Below are 18,294 nucleotides of genomic sequence, written 5' to 3'. Positions count from 1 at the left end.
TCAATAGGTCATGCCGAGCAAAGCCGAAGCATTGATATCGTTAATTTTTAATTAAGAAATAACTCCCAATTCTTTTCCTACTTTCTCAAAACCGGCAATGGCCTTATCCAGATGCTCTTTTGTATGGGCAGCAGAAAGCTGTACTCTGATCCTTGCTTTCCCTTTCGGTACCACAGGATAGAAGAATCCGATCACGTAAATTCCTTCATCCATAAGCTTTTCAGCCATTTTCTGGGCAAGAGGGGCATCATATAGCATGACCGGAACAATAGCAGCATCACCATCAGGAATATCAAATCCTTTGGCAACCATCTGGGTTCTGAAATAGGCTGCGTTTTCCATTACTTTGTCACGAAGTGAAGTATCTTCCGAGATCATATCCAGAACTTTCAGGGCTGCTCCAACGATTCCCGGCGCCAGTGAATTTGAAAATAAATAAGGACGTGAACGCTGTCTCAGCATATCAATAATCTCTTTTTTACCGGAAGTAAATCCTCCAAGAGCTCCCCCCAAAGCTTTTCCTAAGGTAGAAGTGATAATATCCACTCTTCCCATCACCTCATTGGCTTCGTGAGTCCCACGGCCTGTTTTTCCAATAAATCCTGTTGCGTGCGAATCATCAACCATTACCAGGGCGTTATATTTATCTGCAAGGTCACATACTCCTTTAAGATCGGCTACAATACCGTCCATGGAGAAAACACCGTCCGTAACAATAATTTTGAAACGATGATCTTTTTCGGAAGCAGCAATTAACTGGGCTTCCAGATCTGCCATATTATTATTTTTATAACGGTATCTTGCTGCTTTACATAGACGTACACCATCAATGATGGAAGCATGGTTCAATTCATCTGAAATAATAGCATCCTCTTCCGTAAACAATGGTTCAAAAACCCCTCCGTTCGCATCAAAGCAGGCAGCATAAAGAATAGTATCTTCAAGACCCAGGAAATCTGCAATCTTCTTCTCCAATTGCTTATGAATATCCTGTGTTCCGCAGATAAAACGTACAGAAGACATTCCGTAACCGTGAGATTCTATCATGTCCTGGGAAGCTTTCATGACTTCCGGATTATTGGACAGACCCAGGTAATTATTGGCACAAAAGTTTAAAAGCTTCTTTCCATTGGCTTCAATTTCCGCACTCTGCTGGGAAGTGATGATTCTTTCTCTTTTGTAAAGACCATCATTGTCAATGTTTTGCAGTTCGTTCTGTAAATGTTGAAGATATTTTTCAGAGATCATTTTTTAGTAATTTTTTAGATGTGCTAATTTAATAAAAAGCCTTTAAAGAATCAGCTTTTATAAGTTTAATTCTAAAAACAAGGGTCAATTTCATTTTTAACACTATTAGTCTACTAATTTAGTGGGATAATAGTTATATTTGTTCTTTAAAATTCAGGAATATGAGATTGATTCCCATACAAAAAGTAAAGAAAATAGATTCTGAAAGCTTTAAAAACAACCATATGAAGCCACGTTTACCGGTTATTATGGAGGATTTCATCGATCCTGAAAGTCCTGCATTCAAAAAATGGAATTACGAGTATTTCAAGGAAATAGCCGGAGATCACAAAGTCAATATTTACGGAAGTGAGCTTGAGTCTCTGGATAAAGTGGCAAGCAGCCCGATCGGCCAGACCACATTTGCGGAATACCTTGATCTGATAAGTACAACTCCCACGGAACACAGGCTTTTCTTATTCAACCTGCTTACGATCAGGCCGGAACTTAAAGATGATCTCCATTACAACGACGTTACGGACGGAAAAATATTAAAATGGCTTCCTTTTATGTTTTTCGGGGGGGAAGGTTCCGTTACCAGAAATCATATTGATATTGATATGTCCCATGTTTTTATTACCCAGTTTCACGGGATCAAGAGAATCTGGCTTTTTCCCTGGGAACAGTCGGATCTTATGTATAAACTGCCTTATAATTTTCACAGCTTACCCAATATTAAAGATCCGAATTACAGAGAATACCCTGCCCTGCTCTATTTAGACGGTTACGAAGCTGTATTGCAACCTGGCGAAACGCTTTATATTCCATCCGGATGGTGGCATTATATCCAGTATGAAACCGAAGGATATTCTGTTTCTATAAGAGCACTTCCGTCAAGTATCCTGGAAAAATGGAGAGGATTTAAAAATATGATTGTAACTAGAAATTTTGACAATATAATGCGCAAGCTTTTCAAAGAAAAATGGTTCCGGTATAAAGTAAAAACTGCCAGAAAAAGAGCTGCAAAAGCATCCAGGAAACAAAGAACCTTTCTCATCTGAAGGCTCTCATTTATAGTTTAACCCTTAAATAATTTAACAATGGAATTTATATATGCCTTATTATCCGCAGAGCGTCCGCTCTACACTTTTTATCCTCTTTTTTAAATGAAAAACCTTCATCTCTGAAGGTTTTAGTATATCTAAGAATTATTTTACTGTTTTAAAAACTTTATATTTTTCTCATCAATCGAGAAGATGTAAGATCCCGGAACCAATTCTGAAATTCCGACCGCTTTTCCTGGCTGGTAAACAGACTTTCTGATTAATTTTCCGTCAATACTATAGATTGAATAGTCCACAGGCTTATGAATCCCTTTTATAAACAGTTCATTCTTTGCCGGATTTGGATATAAAGCAAAATCTTCCTTCTCCACAGATGAAATGCTTAATGTATTATCCTGGATTACGGTAGAATTTTTCTCCAGAATCTGGTATTCATAATTGAATTCCACACTGGCCACAGGGAAAGCAACCGTTTCCAGAAACCCTTGATTGTTAGTGGTATTATTCAGTGCAAAATAAGCAGTCTGCCCGCCGGTTCCGTTCACTTTGATCGGTAACGGGATTTCAAAAAAGCTTACGGTAGGATTGCTCTGTATCTGAGACGCTTTAAACAGGATCTGATTTCCCGTTTGCTTCCATTTTATAGTATAGCTGGGATAGCCTTCGCCATACAGCCAGTCATTAAAAAACGCTGTAAAATCTTTTCCTGTCGACTGGAGCAGCGAAGCATTAAAATCCGGAGTTTTTGCATAACTATAAGCTAAATTCGGTCTTGCATGGTAATCTTTAAGCGCCTGATAAAAGACATCATCCCCCAGAATCCATTTGATCATTCTTAAAATATAAGCTCCTTTTGCATACGTCAGCCTGTTATTGAATATCCTGCTCACATTGGAAAGGTCTGCATCCGGGACATAGGTAGAGCCATTGGGAGCAGAGGTAATATTATTGATTTCTCCCAGCAGGAAATTTTTGAATTCAATACTGGTCATCAATAGTTTTTCGTTGGCCAGAACAGCCCCGAAAGTGGCGAAACCTTCATTCAGCCAGATATCATTCCAGGCACCGCAGGTTACTTTATCTCCGAACCACTGATGGGCCAGCTCATGGGCAATAAGTCCTTTGCTCCAACTTCCCATAGACGACATGGTCTGATGCTCCATTCCTCCTCCGAACTTAAACTGCATATGTCCATACTTTTCATTACGGAAAGGATAAGGTCCGAAATAAGTTTCGAAAGTACTCATCACCTGTTTGGTCCATTCAATATTAGCCATACTTACAGGATCAGCATTGGTGGACGGGTACACGTAATTAACAAATGGAAACGGCGGGTTTCCCATCGTATCATTAAGCTTAACGAAATTGGTAATGGAAAGTGCAATCAGATAGGCTGCTGTAGGATAAGCTGTTCTCCAGAAAGTAAGTTTCTGGTTTCCGGGAAGCGTTGTTTCGGACATTAGTTTTCCATTGGCTGCTACATTATATTGTGAAGGAGTTGTAATTTTAAAATCAAACCTTTCAATTTTGTCATTCATGCTTTGTTTTGTCGGAAACCAGTCCTGTGCTCCATAAGGTTCGCTCAGGGTACATAAAATAGGTGTTCCGCTTTGCAAAGTAGTTGAAAAAGCATTTCCGGTAGTCGGGGCGCCTGAATAATGAATCGTCAGTGAATCCAGTGTATTGGCAGGAATAGAAGCCGGGAAATCTATTTTTACTTCTTTTGTAGGCAGCTGCTGGAAAGTAAGATTGCTTCCGTGATACTGCACCTGGGAAACCACCATATTATCCGTAAGATCGAAATAAATGCTGCTCATATTCAGATTGGGTTTGAAATGAGAGGTAACGGACCCTGCAATGTTGTATACCGCAGGATCTAAAGTAACATTCATCCTTTGATACTGGAGATCGTAGTTTAAAGTATTGGGATTAACGTTGTAGGCAGTCATTTTTTGGGTAAAAGAATTCATTTCTTTTGCAATGAGCCCTTTCATTTCAATATTTTGGTCCTGGATCTGCCCATAGGATGGCTGGGAAAGCAAAAAACCCAGGATCAGAAGGTAAAATTTTCTCATACTCAGAATATTAGATTGTAACCAAAGATAAAAAAAACCTTCTAATCATTGATTAAAAGGTTTTTAGAATATTAAAATAATATCTTTTACAGATCCAGAGCCGGCTCAAGAATTTTTTCCATTCTTTTCTTGACCATATCTACAGATCCTGAGTAGTTGTTTACCATTAAAGAAAACACCAGGGTTTTTCCTGAATTGGTCTTCAGGTAGCCTGCCAATGTTTTTACTTTATTTAAAGTTCCTGTTTTAGCAAAAACCTGTCCGTTCCCGGTTCCGATGAACATTCTTTTCAAAGTTCCCGACTGTCCGCCTACCGGTAGTGAAGTGAAATAGGCTTTGTAATATTTCTCATCCATTAAAGAGGTTAAAAACTTTGCCTGAGCAATAGGTGTTACATTATTACTTCTGGAAAGTCCGCTTCCGTCTATATAATTTAAGCCCATCATGTCGAAGTTTTCATCTTTAAGATGGCTGGTAACTACGATTCTTCCGGATTCCGAAGTCTGATCACCCAGTTTCTGGAATCCAACTGTTTTCAGTAAAGCTTCCGCCAGGGAATTATCACTATGCTGGTTGGTATAGAATATAATATCGCCTAATGTAGGAGACTTATATGCTGAAACCAGCTTTCTGCTTTCCGGACTGACATCCGTCATTCTCGGAGTTACTTTTCCTGTTACTCCGATTCCGCTTTTTACCAGTGTTGTTCTTAAAGTATTGGCAAGATAAGCCGGAGCATCGGGAAGTTTCGTTGTTAAAAAACCGTCTCCTTCATACTTGTCCGCATATACCATCTGGTTGGCATAAGGCGACATATAGAAATATTTTTTTTCAGAAGCCAGTCCTGATTTTTTCATGATCAGTTTTTCGTTGGCTGGATTGATCTCACGGGTAGTTCCTACAGGCAGATAATAATTATTGTTTTCAAGCCATACAACATTTTCCGGAAGCCTTGTAATATTGCCTTTGAAAAGCGCTGTCTGAATGATAATATCACCGTTTACCTTTCGGATCCCTTCGCGGGAAAGTCCGCCCATGAAGTCTGAAATAATGTCTCTGTATGACCACGCACCGGCTTTATTGGTTCCTAAAGAAGGATCGCCGCTGCCTATCAGATAAAGATTTCCGTTTAAAGTTCCGTTTTCATCAATAGTTCCTGAATATTCCAGCTGAGTCATCCATCGGTAGTTTTCACCTAAAAGGTTTAAAGCTGTTTCCGTGGTAAGCAATTTGGTCGTAGAAGCCGGAACTAAAGGAGTATTTTCGTTGTACGAAGAGATCACCTTCTTCGTTTTCGGGTCGTACACTACGAATCCCCAGTCTGCATTTTTCAGCACAGGATCCGCCATCATTGTGTTTACATTTATATCTACGAGCTCTTTGGCCGACAAAACCGTTCTTTCCGCCACTGAGGTAACGGGAGAAGGGAGGTTCAAAGTATTTTTTTGATTTTCGTAAGCCTGTGAGTAAAGAACTGTAGAAACGGTAGATTGAGCAAGGAAAAACCCAGAAGCCAATACCGCTACACCTGAAATATATTTTCTGTAATTTACCATCTATCTTTTTTTGTTTCTATAGTTTGACAGTGTAAAAAATGATAAGTTAAATCATAAAGTTAAAGAGTCAAACACTTAATCAACGTCCAAAAGTAGAAATTATTGTTTTATAAAGGATTACAGAGGTCTTATAAAAGAGCCTAAAGTTTGTTAAAAATTGTTAAAAATCCACAAATATATCTTTTTTAATACTTTGATAAGCAGTAATTTCATCGAATTCATTCAAACTTAACAAAACCATTTTCTTAAATTCATCATACTTTTTCCCGCGGGGAAGTTTAAGCATAATCTGGAACTGGTATAAATTATTAAGCCTTGCAATCTGTGCTCTTTCGGGGCCCAAAACACATTCTTCCGGAAGGTATTTTCTTAAAATGGAGCCCAGAAACTGGGAAGCCCTGTTCACCTTATCTTCTTTTCTGTGTTTCAGTTCGATCATTATCAGCTTGGTGAAGGGCGGATAATGAAATTTCTGACGTTCAGTAAGGATATATTTATAAATTTTTGCAGGATTATTCATCTTGATCAACTGAAAGACAGAATGTTCCGGATTATAAGTCTGGATTAAAATTTTTCCTTTCCCGGAAACTCTTCCGGCTCTTCCTGAAACCTGCGTGATCAACTGGTAAGCTCTTTCTTCTGCCCTGAAATCCTGTACATACAGCAGCGAATCTGCTTTTGGGATGGCTACAAGCTCGATATGATCGAAATCCAGACCTTTTGATATCATCTGCGTTCCTACAATAATATCTGTTTCGCCTTCCTCTATTTTTTCATACAGCTTTTCGTAGGCAAACTTTTTACGCATGGAATCTACATCCATCCTGTCCACTTCATGGTCAGGAAACATTTTGGATACTTCTTCATGAATCTGTTCTACTCCCACCCCTCTTTCGTTGAGGTTTTCGGAATGGCATTTCGGGCAGGTTCTCGGCTTTGAGGCTCTCTGTCCGCAGTAATGACATTTCATTTCGTTAGCCGCCTTGTGGTAGGTCATTACCACATCACAGTTCGAGCAGTAATTGACATAACCGCAGGTTTCACATTCTATAACATTGGCATAACCACGGCGGTTGTGAAGTACTATAGCCTGATTTTTATCGTCCAGTGTTTTTTTGATCTCATCAATTAAGTGTAAAGAAAAGTTCCCGGACACTTTTTTGGATTCCTGAGCTTCTTTAAAGTTGATGAGCTCATATTCAGGTAAATTCACATTCCCGAATCTTTCATTCAGGAAAATATATTTTATTTTATCTTTTCTGGCGTTATAATAGCTCTCTACAGAAGGGGTTGCCGATCCCAGAATCACTCCGGCACCATAAAAGTTCCCTAAAACCATTGCTGCATCCTTTGCATTGAAATAGGGAGAAGCTTCTCTGGGCCTGTACGCAGAATCATGTTCTTCATCTACAATCACGAGCCCAAGATCCTGGAAAGGCAGGAACAGGGCATTCCGGGTTCCTATAAGAATTTTAATATCGTTCTGCCTGATTCTCCGCCAAACTTCTACTCGCTCAAAATCGGTGAGTTTCTGATGATAAAAACCAAGCTGTCTGCCATATTTTTTCTCCAACCGTTGAGTGATTTGCTTGGTCAGGGAAATTTCAGGAAGCAGGAACAGAACGTTTTTGCCTTCCTGGATACATTCTTCAATTTTCTCTAAATAAATGTGGGTTTTACCTGAGGAAGTGACGCCATGTAGCAGTACATTTTTTCCTTCTTCAAAGGCTTCGTCAATTTCTGTTTTAGCTTCTTTCTGCAGTTCGGAAAGCTCTTCCAGCTCTTCAATTTCGCCTTCATAACTTTCGATCCTGTCTTTCTGCATATGATATTCCTCAACAAGATTTTTATCTGCGAGCGCCTTAAAATGTGAGCTTCCAAAATATCCGTCCTCAAATAATTCAGATTTTTTAACCGGCACATCCGGATGTTCGGTCTGTTTTTCTAAAATTGCCAGGAAAAGATCTTTTTGCTTCGGAGCTTTGTTTAGTTTTAAAAGGATATCCGTCAGATTTTGGTTACTTAAAACCTCATCGCTGATTCGGACAAAGGCTACTTCTTTAGCTTTGTATTTTTCAGCTATTTTTTCGTCAATTTCAATGTACTGCAGATCAATCAAAGAATTGATCGTTTTGATAATCTCTTTTTTAGGAATAAAAGCTTCAATATCGGTAAGATTGATCAGCTGACGTACTTCCAGCGCCTGGATAAGGTACATTTCATTAACGTCCAGATTTTCGAAATCAACCTTTATATTGGGTTTTAATTTTAAATAGGTCTCACTTTCGAGTTTTAAAGATGAAGGAAACGCAAAACGGTAGATCTCTCCCAGCCCGCACAGATAATATTCTGAAAGCCAGTTCCAGAAGCTGATCTGCTCATTGGGAAGTATAGGCTTTTCATCCAAAATACTGATGACCTCTTTCGCCACAAAGCTTTCCGGTGCGTTATCATGAAGTTCAAAGACAATTCCGGTATAAATTTTCTTTCCTCCAAACGGCACGAGAACCCGCATACCCGTTTGAATTATGGGCATTAGCTCTTCAGGAACTTTGTAGGTGAAAGATCCTTTTAAATTAAGCGGTAAAACTATTTGGGCGTACTGCAAGGGAAATTTTTAAAGTGTAAAATTAAATGTTTCTTCAGAGAACTGCAATTTTTTATTGAGATCAGAAGGTAAAGCAGTTTTATGCTGTTTTTCTGTTAAAATAATAGTTCCTTTTATTTTTTATGTGTGAGTGTATTTTTGTTCCCGCAGATTGCGCAGATGTATGTGTGATAACTATACTTTTATCCATGATTTATAAATCAAAATATTCATAAACATCTGCGCAATCTGCAAAATCTTTGTGAGAATATTTAAAAACATTCAGCTGTTTCGTTTTGTTTACAAAATCGGTATGACAATTTAGAAAAGGAATTCCGTGATATGATACCAAACTGCAGAGGTAAGAAACCCGACAATAATACTGAAACCGATGGTGAGATTGGTAAGCTTTGTATTCAGCCTGAACTGCTCTGCAATAATACTTGAGGTAACAACGGTTGGCATTGCGGCTTCAAATACAGTGATTTTTGCCACATCTCCTTTGATATTGAACAGTAAAGCCAGTCCAAGAACGATAGCCGGGGCTAAGATGAGTTTATACAGCATAGAAGCTGACATTTGAGGTAGAAGCTTTTTCCAGCCGTTGAATTTCAATTGTAAACCCACGGAAAATAAAGCAAGCGGGCTTACTGTTGCCGCAAGTTTATCAAAAAAAGGTTCCGCAGCCGTAAGATCAATAAACTGCGATAGTACCAATGCTGCAATACATCCTATTAACGGAGGGAAAGTAATCAGTCTTTTAAAAATAAATTTGGCACTTACTTTTCCTGATCTGCTTCCTCCCTTCACAGCCGCTATAATTCCCAATGTGGAAAGGGCAAAAAACATGGTTTGATCGCAAATAATGGCTATACTTAAAAGGCTTTCACCATAAAATGCACTGATCAGAGGAAAGCCAATAAAGGAAGTATTGCTGTAACCGCTTGTAAGCTCCAATGTACTTCTGGAGCGTCTGGAATAGCCTTTACTTTTGCTGTACAACATCATAAAGAAAAAGCAAAAAACGGAAATCAGAAAGGTAGCGGCAATCGGGAACAGCATTTCTGTGGTCCACTTCACTTTGGGCAGATATTTGAAAGAAACTGCGGGCAAGGCAAGGTAAAGAATCCAGGTATTGATGCCTTTATGAGCATCGGGATGGATAGATTTTGTTGCTTTGAATACCATTCCTGCAATAATGCAAACCGCAATCAGAACAAAATTTACCATACTATTTAAAAATTGAATGTAAAGTTACGGTTGATTTTTTAGTTACAGGTTTAAAAAATAATTTTTACTTAAAAAAAGTATTCATATAATATATTTTTTATCTGTCGTAGATTTTACACATTGAGCAGATCTTCTTTCCTTTTAATTTTAAAATGTATCCCAAAGGCTCATCACTTTGACATTTTCCAACGGTTTTGAAAGCCTGATCTTTTTTGAGGTGTTGGGAAGCAGGTCAAAGAAATTATCACTGAAATGGGTGTCTCCCATAAGATAAACGTCTTTTGCCAGAATATCAGTGGAAATTTCAATCTCATCTGCTGAGATTTTTTTAATTTTAATAGCAGGTTTCGTCAGCTGCAGATCTTTGGGTTTAGCAAAGAAATGAAGATTGGTGGCCACGATTTTTCCATCCTTATCTTTTAAGGTAAGCTGCAGGAAGGTTTTATTTTTATCAGCATCAGAAATCAGGGCTGATATTTGAACAGGATCAAATTGGATAATACTTTCCAGCATTTTCTCTTTTGAAACAGTTTTGAATTCTTTTAGAACTTTGCCATCAAAACGTACTGCTTTTACTTCTAAATTAACATTATTGAATCGTTCCAATCCGTCATTAACAGCATAAAAATTTAAAACACCTTCTTTTTCTTCAGTTAAAATTACCTGCTGCTCAAAACTTCTTTTCATCTGGTATTGCAAAGCTTTCCAGTTCCCCAGGTAATCAATGGATGACCAGGAAACTACGGGCCAGCAGTCATTTAACTGCCAATAAAGTGTTCCCATATTATAGGGTTTTGAACGGCGGTGGGCTTCAACAGCGATTTTCATCCCACGGGCCTGAAGCAGCTGGGAAATATAATTGTATTGTATAAAGTCCGTTGGAACTTTGTAATCTCTTTTCATGTATTTACTGATGATCTCCCATCCTCTTGTATTCTTTTCATGGGCTTTGATCACGGGATTCTGAAGATTGAGGTCAGGTATTCCGGAAAACATAGATTTTACAGCTTCCAGACCCGGCATTCCCTGGAAACCGTATTCTGACATGAAACGGCCTACTTTTTCATTATACATTTCAAACGGCTGTTCACCCCACCAGACTCCCCAATAATGGGAATCTCCTTCCGTGAGGCTTTCTTTGTGCCCCCAACCGATGGATGGTGAGCTGGGCCAATAGATATTTTTACCGGGAGTAAGATTTTCCCTTAAAGTATTCGGAATAAGTTCGTGGAAGAGTTTTTTATAATCCTTCCAAACCTGAAGGGAATCTTCTTTTGAATATTTAAATTGCTTCTGATAACCCCAGTTCACAATAGCTTCATCAATTTCGTTATTTCCGCACCATAAAGCAATCGACGGATGGTTTTGAAGCCTGTTGATCTGATCTTTTACTTCTTCTTTTACATTGTTTAAAAAATCTTCATCAGCCGGATAAAAGCTTCCGGCAAACATGAAATCCTGCCAGACTAAAATACCGTTTTCGTCACAGGCTTTATAGAATTCATCATCTTCATAGATCCCGCCACCCCAGACACGGATCATATTCATGTTGGCTTCTTTGGCATCTTTGATGAGCTTCCGGTACTTTTCTTTGGTCATTCTCGGTGAAAAGCTGTCACCCGGAATCCAGTTTGTTCCTTTTGCATAGAGTGGCTTTCCATTAACTTTAAAATAGAAAGATTTTCCTGCCGCATCTTTTTCCTGAACAAGCTCTACAGTTCTGAGACCTACTTTTATATTTTCACTGTCCAAAGATCTTTTATCTTTAAAAAGTTCAATCTTAAAATCATAAAGATTAGCCTCTCCCCAGCCATTGGGCTGCCACATTTTCATTCCATCTGTTTTGTATGGAATACTTATTTTATTGAGCCCTTTTTTCAGGGGAACTGTTTTGGTTTGCTTGTTAATATTCAATACATAGTCTCCGGAATTCTCTGCATTAATTTCTACTTCAAATTTTAAATTAAAAATATTCCCTGAAAAGTGCTGGTCATATTTAATGTTTTGGATTTCAGCAAAATTCCAGCATTTCAACTGTATATCTTTCCATATTCCGGCGGTCACCAGCCTCGGACCCCAGTCCCACCCAAACTGATACTGGGCTTTTCTTACAAAGCTTCTCGGCGATTCCGGCATCGTAAACGGAACTTTTTTCGCCCGTTCTTTTCCTTCTTTTACTGCTGATATAAATTTAACCTTCAGATCGTTATCTCCTTCTTTCAGAAAGTCTTTCACGGGAATTTCCCATTTCCTAAACATATTGTCGGTTTTCTTCAGAAGCTTTCCATTCAGATAAATTTCTGAAAAAGTGTCAAGACCGTTAAAAATAAGGTCTACATGGTCATTTTGCAGCTCTTTTGATGATATCTTAAAATTGGTTTGATATTCCCAGTCTTCGTTTTCTACCCACTGTACTTTTTTTTCATTTTCATCTTTGAAAGGATCAGGAATCATCTTGTTGTCCATCAGATCAAGATGTACAGTGCCTGGAATTTTTGCAGGAAGCCATTTCTTTTCCTGCGTATTTCTGAACTGCCATTTTTCCGAAGACAGGCTTCGCTCCGTAAGCTGTGCATTCATAAACCCCTGAATAAAAAGGAAAGCAAAAAGGATAGATTTACTCATTAAAAGATCGATTAAATATATTATAATTTGGATTTTAAACTGCATTTGTCGTTCCGAGGAATGAAGGAGTCTTATATTATAATTGAGATTCTTTCACTTCACTCCGTTCCGTTCAGAATGACAAACAGCATTTATATCAGATCTGAAATTTAGCTATTCTTCAAAGCAGCAACCTCATCCGGATTGGCAAAAGTTCCACCGTCTGTAATGGCTGAAGAGTGAAAGTACCCGGCATTTGTGAATTCTCTTATCTCTTTAATATTGGTTGAACGAAGTCCACCTCCGACAAGGATTTCAATTCTTCCACCGGAAAGCTCAACCAGTTTTTTAAGATTTTCCTTACCTTCTGAAACATTCGGTTTCTGGCCTGAAGTGAGGATTGTTTTAAAACTACAGTCAATGACTTTTTCCAGGGAGTCTTCAAGCCCTTCTGCCCTGTCAAAAGCACGGTGAAAGGTACAGGGAAGAGGATAAGCCATCTCAACCAAAATCTTGTTATGTTCTACATTTACCTGATTATTCTCATCAAGAATCCCAAACACAAAACCGTCTGCTTTCAGCGATTTCAGCTGCAGCAAGTCTTTTTGCATTTGTTCAAATTCAGCTTCCGAATAGGTAAAATCTCCGCCTCTTGGCCTGATCATTACAAAAATCGGGATGCTTATTTTTTCTCTGAGTTCTTTTACTGTTTCAAAATCAGGGGTTGTTCCGCCTTCGCTTAATCCGTCACATAATTCTATTCTGTCGGCTCCTTTTTCAAAGGCGATCATTGCTGATTCCGGGTTAAAGCACGCTATTTCTATTTTTGACATTTTACTTATTTATATTTTGGAATTATTCCTGAGATACATTCGCAATCAGAAAAGAATTGTTTTCTTTTACCACTTCTATTTCAACCGGGTATTCTGCTTTCAGCTTTTTGTCGGAAAGAATTACATCAAATATGAATACAACCGGCTCCGATTTTAAAAGAGGAACAGATTTTAGCACTTGTTCACACTTTGAGACCTTAATTTCTTCCCAATCCTGACCGGTTATTAAAAACCCACTGTTTACCCCTGCTTTCCTGACATCAAATTTATTTTTCCATTTGTCTTGAAATTCCTTTAAAGTAAGACTTCCGTCAACATCCATATCGACATTCATCGCATCGGTTTTATAATCGTAATAGTCTTTGGTTGTGATTTTCTGCATTTCCCGATCCATATTGAGATCTGCTTTAAAGTAATTTTCAATACTTTCTTTCAGCCATTTCTCGGCTTCTTCGGCTTCATTCGGCTTATTTTCTGATGTCTTAATTTCTTTGGGGAAAGATTCATGCTGTACCTGTATTTGAGTTTCTTTCTTTTCTTCTTTGCATGCTGTTACCAGAAATAAAGATGCAATGATCATTCTTTTCATATTAAATTTTGGCTAAAGCCAGATATTTTTTTATTTTTTGTAAGCGGGCTAAAGCCCGCTCCTATTGAATTTAACAAGCACAATTATTTTAAGGCAAATTCCGGTTTTTCCAGACGATTGCCTTTTTGATCGTACACGGCAAAATTAAATCCGTCCTGAATACAGTAAGAACCATATTCTCCTTTTTTATTTAAGGCAATGAATCCAACCTGGATATCTTTCAGGTTTTTATTTCTTCTTTGAGCAATTTTCACAATTCTTTCTACCGCTTCTTTGCAGGCCTGTTGAGGATTTCTGCCCTGTCTCATCAGTTCGACCACCAGATGGGTTCCCACTGTACGGATCACTTCTTCGCCATGACCGGTAGCCGTAGCTGCTCCGACTTCATTGTCTACAAATAATCCTGCGCCGATGATCGGTGAATCTCCTACCCTGCCATGCATTTTAAAGGCCATCCCGCTGGTGGTACATGCCCCGGAAAGGTTCCCCTGTGCATCAAGGGCGATCATTCCGATGGTATCATGGTTTTCAATATTGGCAACCGGCTTATACTCGCTGGTTTTGAGCCATTCTTTCCATTCTTTTTCTGAATCGGGAGTAAGAAGGTTTTCTTTTTTAAATCCCTGTGAAAGAGCAAACTGCAATGCTCCGTCTCCTACCAGCATGACGTGAGGTGTTTTTTCCATAACCGCTCTTGCTACAGAGATAGGATTTTTAATATTTTCCAGGCAGGCAACTGAACCTATATTATAGTTTTCGTCCATAATACAGGCATCCAGAGTTACTCTTCCGTCTCTGTCCGGACGTCCGCCATAGCCTACGCTCCGTTCAGTGGGATCTAATTCTACAAGACGAACTCCTTTTTCCACTGCATCCAGAGCTTTTCCGCCTTTTCCTAAAATGGTCCAGGCTTCTTCATTGGCTTTCAGACCGAAATTCCAGGTGGAAATAACGATAGGTTTACCTGTTATTTTATAGTTTTCCGGCAGGTCTTTCGCCATAAGATCCATTGGGTTTACAGCAAGTGCCAGAGAAGCTGCAGCGGTTTTTTTGATGAAATTTCGTCTACTTTGCATATTCAGATATATTTGGCTCCAAATTAGCAATTTTCCCGCTAGGAGAAAAGGAAAAAGACCACAGAGTGTAACTGTGGTCTTTTACTTTTTATGAAAGGTGGTTTACTTCTTATACTGATTTCTAATTGATGCCGATTTCATCAACGAACAACCACGCTTTTGAATCTGCTCCGGGATTTCCGGCAGGAATGATGCCTGCATTTTCTATTTTAAGTTTGACATAGGCTGAATTCTGGTTTCCTACATTCAGTTTTATTTTTCCTTTTGAATTCTGGATTTCGTCTTTCCCAATTTCTTTGATCATTTTGAAATTTTTACCATCATCAGAAACAAATACCTGTGCAGATTTAGCCAAATGAATCCAGCTTCCTTTATTTTCCAGGGTATTAAAATAAACTTCTGAAAATGTTGTTTTCTTTCCTAGATCAATGGTTGCAACCACATCTTTTCCCTGGAATCCTAACCATGTTTTTCCTAACTGTCTTGTGTTTCCAATAATTCCGTCCACTAAGGTAAAAGCTCCGCCAAAAGAATAATTTTCACTTGGCTGCTGTTCCAATGTAATCTTTTTTCCTGTTGTTTTTGAAATGGTGAATTCCTGTGAAGAAACAGCACTTTTCAGTTTCCCATCTTCAAAATAGGCAGATTTAACGGTTACGGATTTTGAAATGGCAATGGGCCCATGATAAACCTGTGAATTTATAGAAGGTTCTGTCCCGTCCGTTGTATACCGGATTCCTTTTGGATCTTGTGATACAGTCAGTTCATAAGAAACACCGTTATTGGCAGGAATTACTTTACCTGAAATGTTGTAAATGCTTTTTGCATAATTGACTTTCATTTGATCCAGAACTTTGAACTGGCTGATCACCCTTCCTTCAAATTCTTTATAGTTTTTGGGATCTGCTGTTCCCCATCCTACTTCGGAAAGTGCCATCAGCCTAGGGAATATCATGTATTGCACCTGTTTAAAATCTGTAATATATTCCGTCCACAAATTGGCCTGTACCCCCATGATATATTTTGCCTGATCCGCATTCAGTTCTGTAGGAATAGGATTGTAAGAATAAACTTTATCTAAAGGGGTAAAACCTCCAAAAGCATTCGGCTCTGATTGCGGATCACCCTGATAGTGATCGAAATAGCAATAAGCTCCCGGGGTCATTACCGCAAAGTGAGAGGATTTCGCAGCTTCGATTCCTCCATTTACGCCTGTCCAGCTCATCACAGCAGCATTGGGAGCTAGACCACCTTCAAGGATTTCGTCCCAGCCGATGATCTTCCTTCCTTTGCTGTTGACATATTTTTCAATTCTCTGAATAAAATAGCTTTGCAAGCCATGCTCATCCTTCAGATTATTCTTTTTAATCAGTTCCTGGCAATGGGCACATTCTTTCCATCTCGTTTTCGGGCATTCGTCACCACCGATGTGGATATATTGTGATGGAAACAATGCAATAACCTCATCAAGAACATTTTCAAGGAAAGTGAACGTTTCTTCTTTCGGACAGAAAACATCATCGAAAACGCCCCATTTTGTAGCAGGTTCAAACGGCCCTTTTGTACAGGCCAGCTCAGGATAAGCTGACAAAGCAGCTAAAGCATGACCGGGCATTTCAATTTCCGGAACAATAGTGATGTGTCTTTGCTGCGCATATTTAATGACGTCCTTAATCTGTTCCTGGGTATAGAAATAAGGTCCGTAAGGTTTTCCGTCAAAAGTATTGTCAACGTAAGCCCCGATCATCGATTCCTTACGTTTTGAACCGATCTGGGTGAGTTTCGGATATTTTTTAATTTCAATTCTCCAGCCCTGATCGTCTGTAAGGTGCCAGTGAAAGGTATTCAGCTTATACATAGCTAAATAATCAATATACTGTTTAACCTCATCCACATTAAAAAAATGACGGCAGACATCCAGGTGCATTCCGCGCCATGCAAATTTAGGCTGATCTTCAATTCTTAAAGCAGGAATTTCTCTATCTTCCTTATGTTCTTCAAAAAGCTGGGCCAGGGTTTGAAGAGCAAGAAAATACCCCTGCCTGGTATTGGAAGTAATGAAAATCTTTTTGGGAGAAATGTCAATCGTATATTTTTCTTTATCTTCTTCGGGATGAATTGGAATTTTTGGCTGCGGAAACGGCATGTACATCAAATGAATTCCTTCTGTTTTACTGCTGTTCCGAAATTTAATCCCGGAACCCAAACGTTTTTTGAAATACTCTGTTTCATCTTTTGGTAGTTGATCATTCAGTATCAGTGTTTCAGGAATAATGAACTTTCCTTCCTGCATGGTTACACTTTGGGGATAAGGAATTAAATCCGGCTTCTTCTGAGCATGAAAAACGGTGGAAAAAATAACGGAACACATAAAAAGGAAACGTTGCATTTAAGTATGATTAAGGTTTTAGCTAAGATAATTATTTTCCAAAACTCTTTGGGCATTTAACTTATTAAATAATAAATCATCTAAATTTGCAAAAAAAATACAATGAGAAAAAACATTTTATTAGCAGCCGGATTATTATTTTCAATTTCTTCACAGGCACAACTTTTAGATATTATCAAATCTGCCGTTAAAGACAAAACCGGTGTCGATCTCAATACTCCGACAAAAACAAAAAACACTACAACAACTATCCCTACTACAACCTCTACCTCCACTACTTCAGCGAACACTTCTCCTATCAATCTTGGAAGCCTTACTTCAACACAGATTTCATCAGGATTAAAAGAAGCTTTAAGTATGGGAGTAACAGATGGTGTCAAGAAACTGGCTTTAACAGATGGATTTTTAAAGAATGAAGCCGTAAAGATTTTAATGCCCGAAAAGTTAAGAAAGATTGACACCACACTACGTTCCCTAGGAATGGGTAGCCTTGCCGATGAAGGGGTAAAATTATTAAACAGAGCTGCTGAGGATGCGGTAACAGAAGCTGCCCCTATTTTCACAAAAGCCATCACCTCCATGACGATCACAGATGCCAAAAATATTTTGTTAGGCAGTGATAACGCAGCAACCAACTATTTACAGACCAAAACGCAAAGTCAGTTGTTTACAGCTTTCCAGCCAAAAGTAAAGGCTTCATTGGGTAAGGTAGGTGCAGATACGGTATGGAAAAATCTGATTTCAAAATACAATACTTTTACAGGACAATCTGTAACAACGGATCTTAACGAGTATGTTACCACTGAAACTATTAATGGTGTTTTCAAAATGGTGGCTGACAAAGAAAGTGGCATCAGAAATACTCCGGCCATGAGAACAACTTCTATTTTGCAGAAGGTTTTTGGGGCGCAGGATGGGAAATAATTTCATTTTTTTGAAAAGCTTTAAAATATATAAACTGTTTCATTTTTGAAGCAGTTTTTCTTTTGTATTGTATTATTAATCTGGGATGGAAAATTTAGTAGCTTTTCTTTTGTCTTGAAACAAAAGAAACAAAAATTCAA

The 18,294-nt window shown here is 38.6% G+C and carries 12 protein-coding genes; 2 read left to right on the top strand and 10 right to left on the bottom strand.

Annotated elements, in window-relative coordinates:
• Positions 1–51: 51 nt before the first annotated feature.
• Positions 52–1,248: a glycine C-acetyltransferase gene (gene kbl, locus ACM40_RS14615; RefSeq protein WP_048503482.1), complete on the bottom strand. Its 1,197-nt coding sequence runs from the start codon at positions 1,246–1,248 to the stop codon at positions 52–54.
• Between the two features lie 161 nt (positions 1,249–1,409).
• On the opposite strand from kbl, the gene ACM40_RS14610 reads away from it, so the two are divergent.
• The gene (locus ACM40_RS14610) at positions 1,410–2,288 is read left to right on the top strand and encodes a cupin-like domain-containing protein (RefSeq protein WP_048503481.1); all 879 of its coding nucleotides are present in this window, start codon (positions 1,410–1,412) and stop codon (positions 2,286–2,288) included.
• Between the two features lie 152 nt (positions 2,289–2,440).
• Here ACM40_RS14610 and ACM40_RS14605 read toward each other — a convergent pair whose 3' ends face one another.
• The 9 genes from ACM40_RS14605 to ACM40_RS14565 all read right to left on the bottom strand — a co-directional run bounded on the left by ACM40_RS14605 (position 2,441) and on the right by ACM40_RS14565 (position 17,230).
• Positions 2,441–4,366 carry a M1 family aminopeptidase gene (locus ACM40_RS14605; protein WP_048503480.1) on the bottom strand — a complete coding sequence of 642 codons (1,926 nt, stop codon included), beginning with the start codon at positions 4,364–4,366 and terminating at the stop codon, positions 2,441–2,443.
• Positions 4,367–4,452: 86 nt separating this feature from the next.
• Entirely contained in the window at positions 4,453–5,922 is a 1,470-nt protein-coding gene (gene dacB, locus ACM40_RS14600) for a D-alanyl-D-alanine carboxypeptidase/D-alanyl-D-alanine-endopeptidase (protein WP_048503479.1), read from the bottom strand.
• Positions 5,923–6,082: 160 nt separating this feature from the next.
• Positions 6,083–8,530, bottom strand: a complete 2,448-nt coding sequence (priA, locus tag ACM40_RS14595; protein WP_048503478.1) for a primosomal protein N' — start codon at positions 8,528–8,530, stop codon at positions 6,083–6,085.
• A 300-nt stretch (positions 8,531–8,830) separates the two neighbouring features.
• The gene (locus ACM40_RS14590) at positions 8,831–9,739 is read right to left on the bottom strand and encodes an AEC family transporter (RefSeq protein ID WP_048503477.1); all 909 of its coding nucleotides are present in this window, start codon (positions 9,737–9,739) and stop codon (positions 8,831–8,833) included.
• A gap of 147 nt (positions 9,740–9,886) precedes the next feature.
• Complete coding sequence (locus ACM40_RS14585) at positions 9,887–12,364, bottom strand: beta-mannosidase (protein ID WP_048503476.1); 2,478 nt, start codon at positions 12,362–12,364, stop codon at positions 9,887–9,889.
• 149 nt (positions 12,365–12,513) lie between these two features.
• The gene (locus tag ACM40_RS14580) at positions 12,514–13,176 is read right to left on the bottom strand and encodes a copper homeostasis protein CutC (RefSeq protein WP_048503475.1); all 663 of its coding nucleotides are present in this window, start codon (positions 13,174–13,176) and stop codon (positions 12,514–12,516) included.
• A 22-nt stretch (positions 13,177–13,198) separates the two neighbouring features.
• Positions 13,199–13,765, bottom strand: a complete 567-nt coding sequence (locus tag ACM40_RS14575; protein ID WP_048503474.1) for a hypothetical protein — start codon at positions 13,763–13,765, stop codon at positions 13,199–13,201.
• A gap of 83 nt (positions 13,766–13,848) precedes the next feature.
• Positions 13,849–14,841: an isoaspartyl peptidase/L-asparaginase family protein gene (locus ACM40_RS14570; RefSeq protein ID WP_048503473.1), complete on the bottom strand. Its 993-nt coding sequence runs from the start codon at positions 14,839–14,841 to the stop codon at positions 13,849–13,851.
• Positions 14,842–14,962: 121 nt separating this feature from the next.
• Positions 14,963–17,230, bottom strand: a complete 2,268-nt coding sequence (locus ACM40_RS14565) for a family 20 glycosylhydrolase (RefSeq protein WP_048503472.1) — start codon at positions 17,228–17,230, stop codon at positions 14,963–14,965.
• Positions 17,231–17,332: 102 nt separating this feature from the next.
• Between ACM40_RS14565 and ACM40_RS14560 the strand changes: the two genes are divergently transcribed.
• Positions 17,333–18,154, top strand: coding sequence for a DUF4197 domain-containing protein (locus ACM40_RS14560; RefSeq protein WP_048503471.1), 822 nt, complete (start codon positions 17,333–17,335; stop codon positions 18,152–18,154).
• The last annotated feature ends 140 nt before the right edge of the window (positions 18,155–18,294 follow it).

The organism is Chryseobacterium sp. BLS98 (assembly GCF_001045445.1).
Classification (GTDB): Bacteria; Bacteroidota; Bacteroidia; order Flavobacteriales; family Weeksellaceae; genus Chryseobacterium.
Note: the sequence above shows the minus strand (reverse complement) of the source record. Positions and strands in the feature narration are given on the sequence as shown.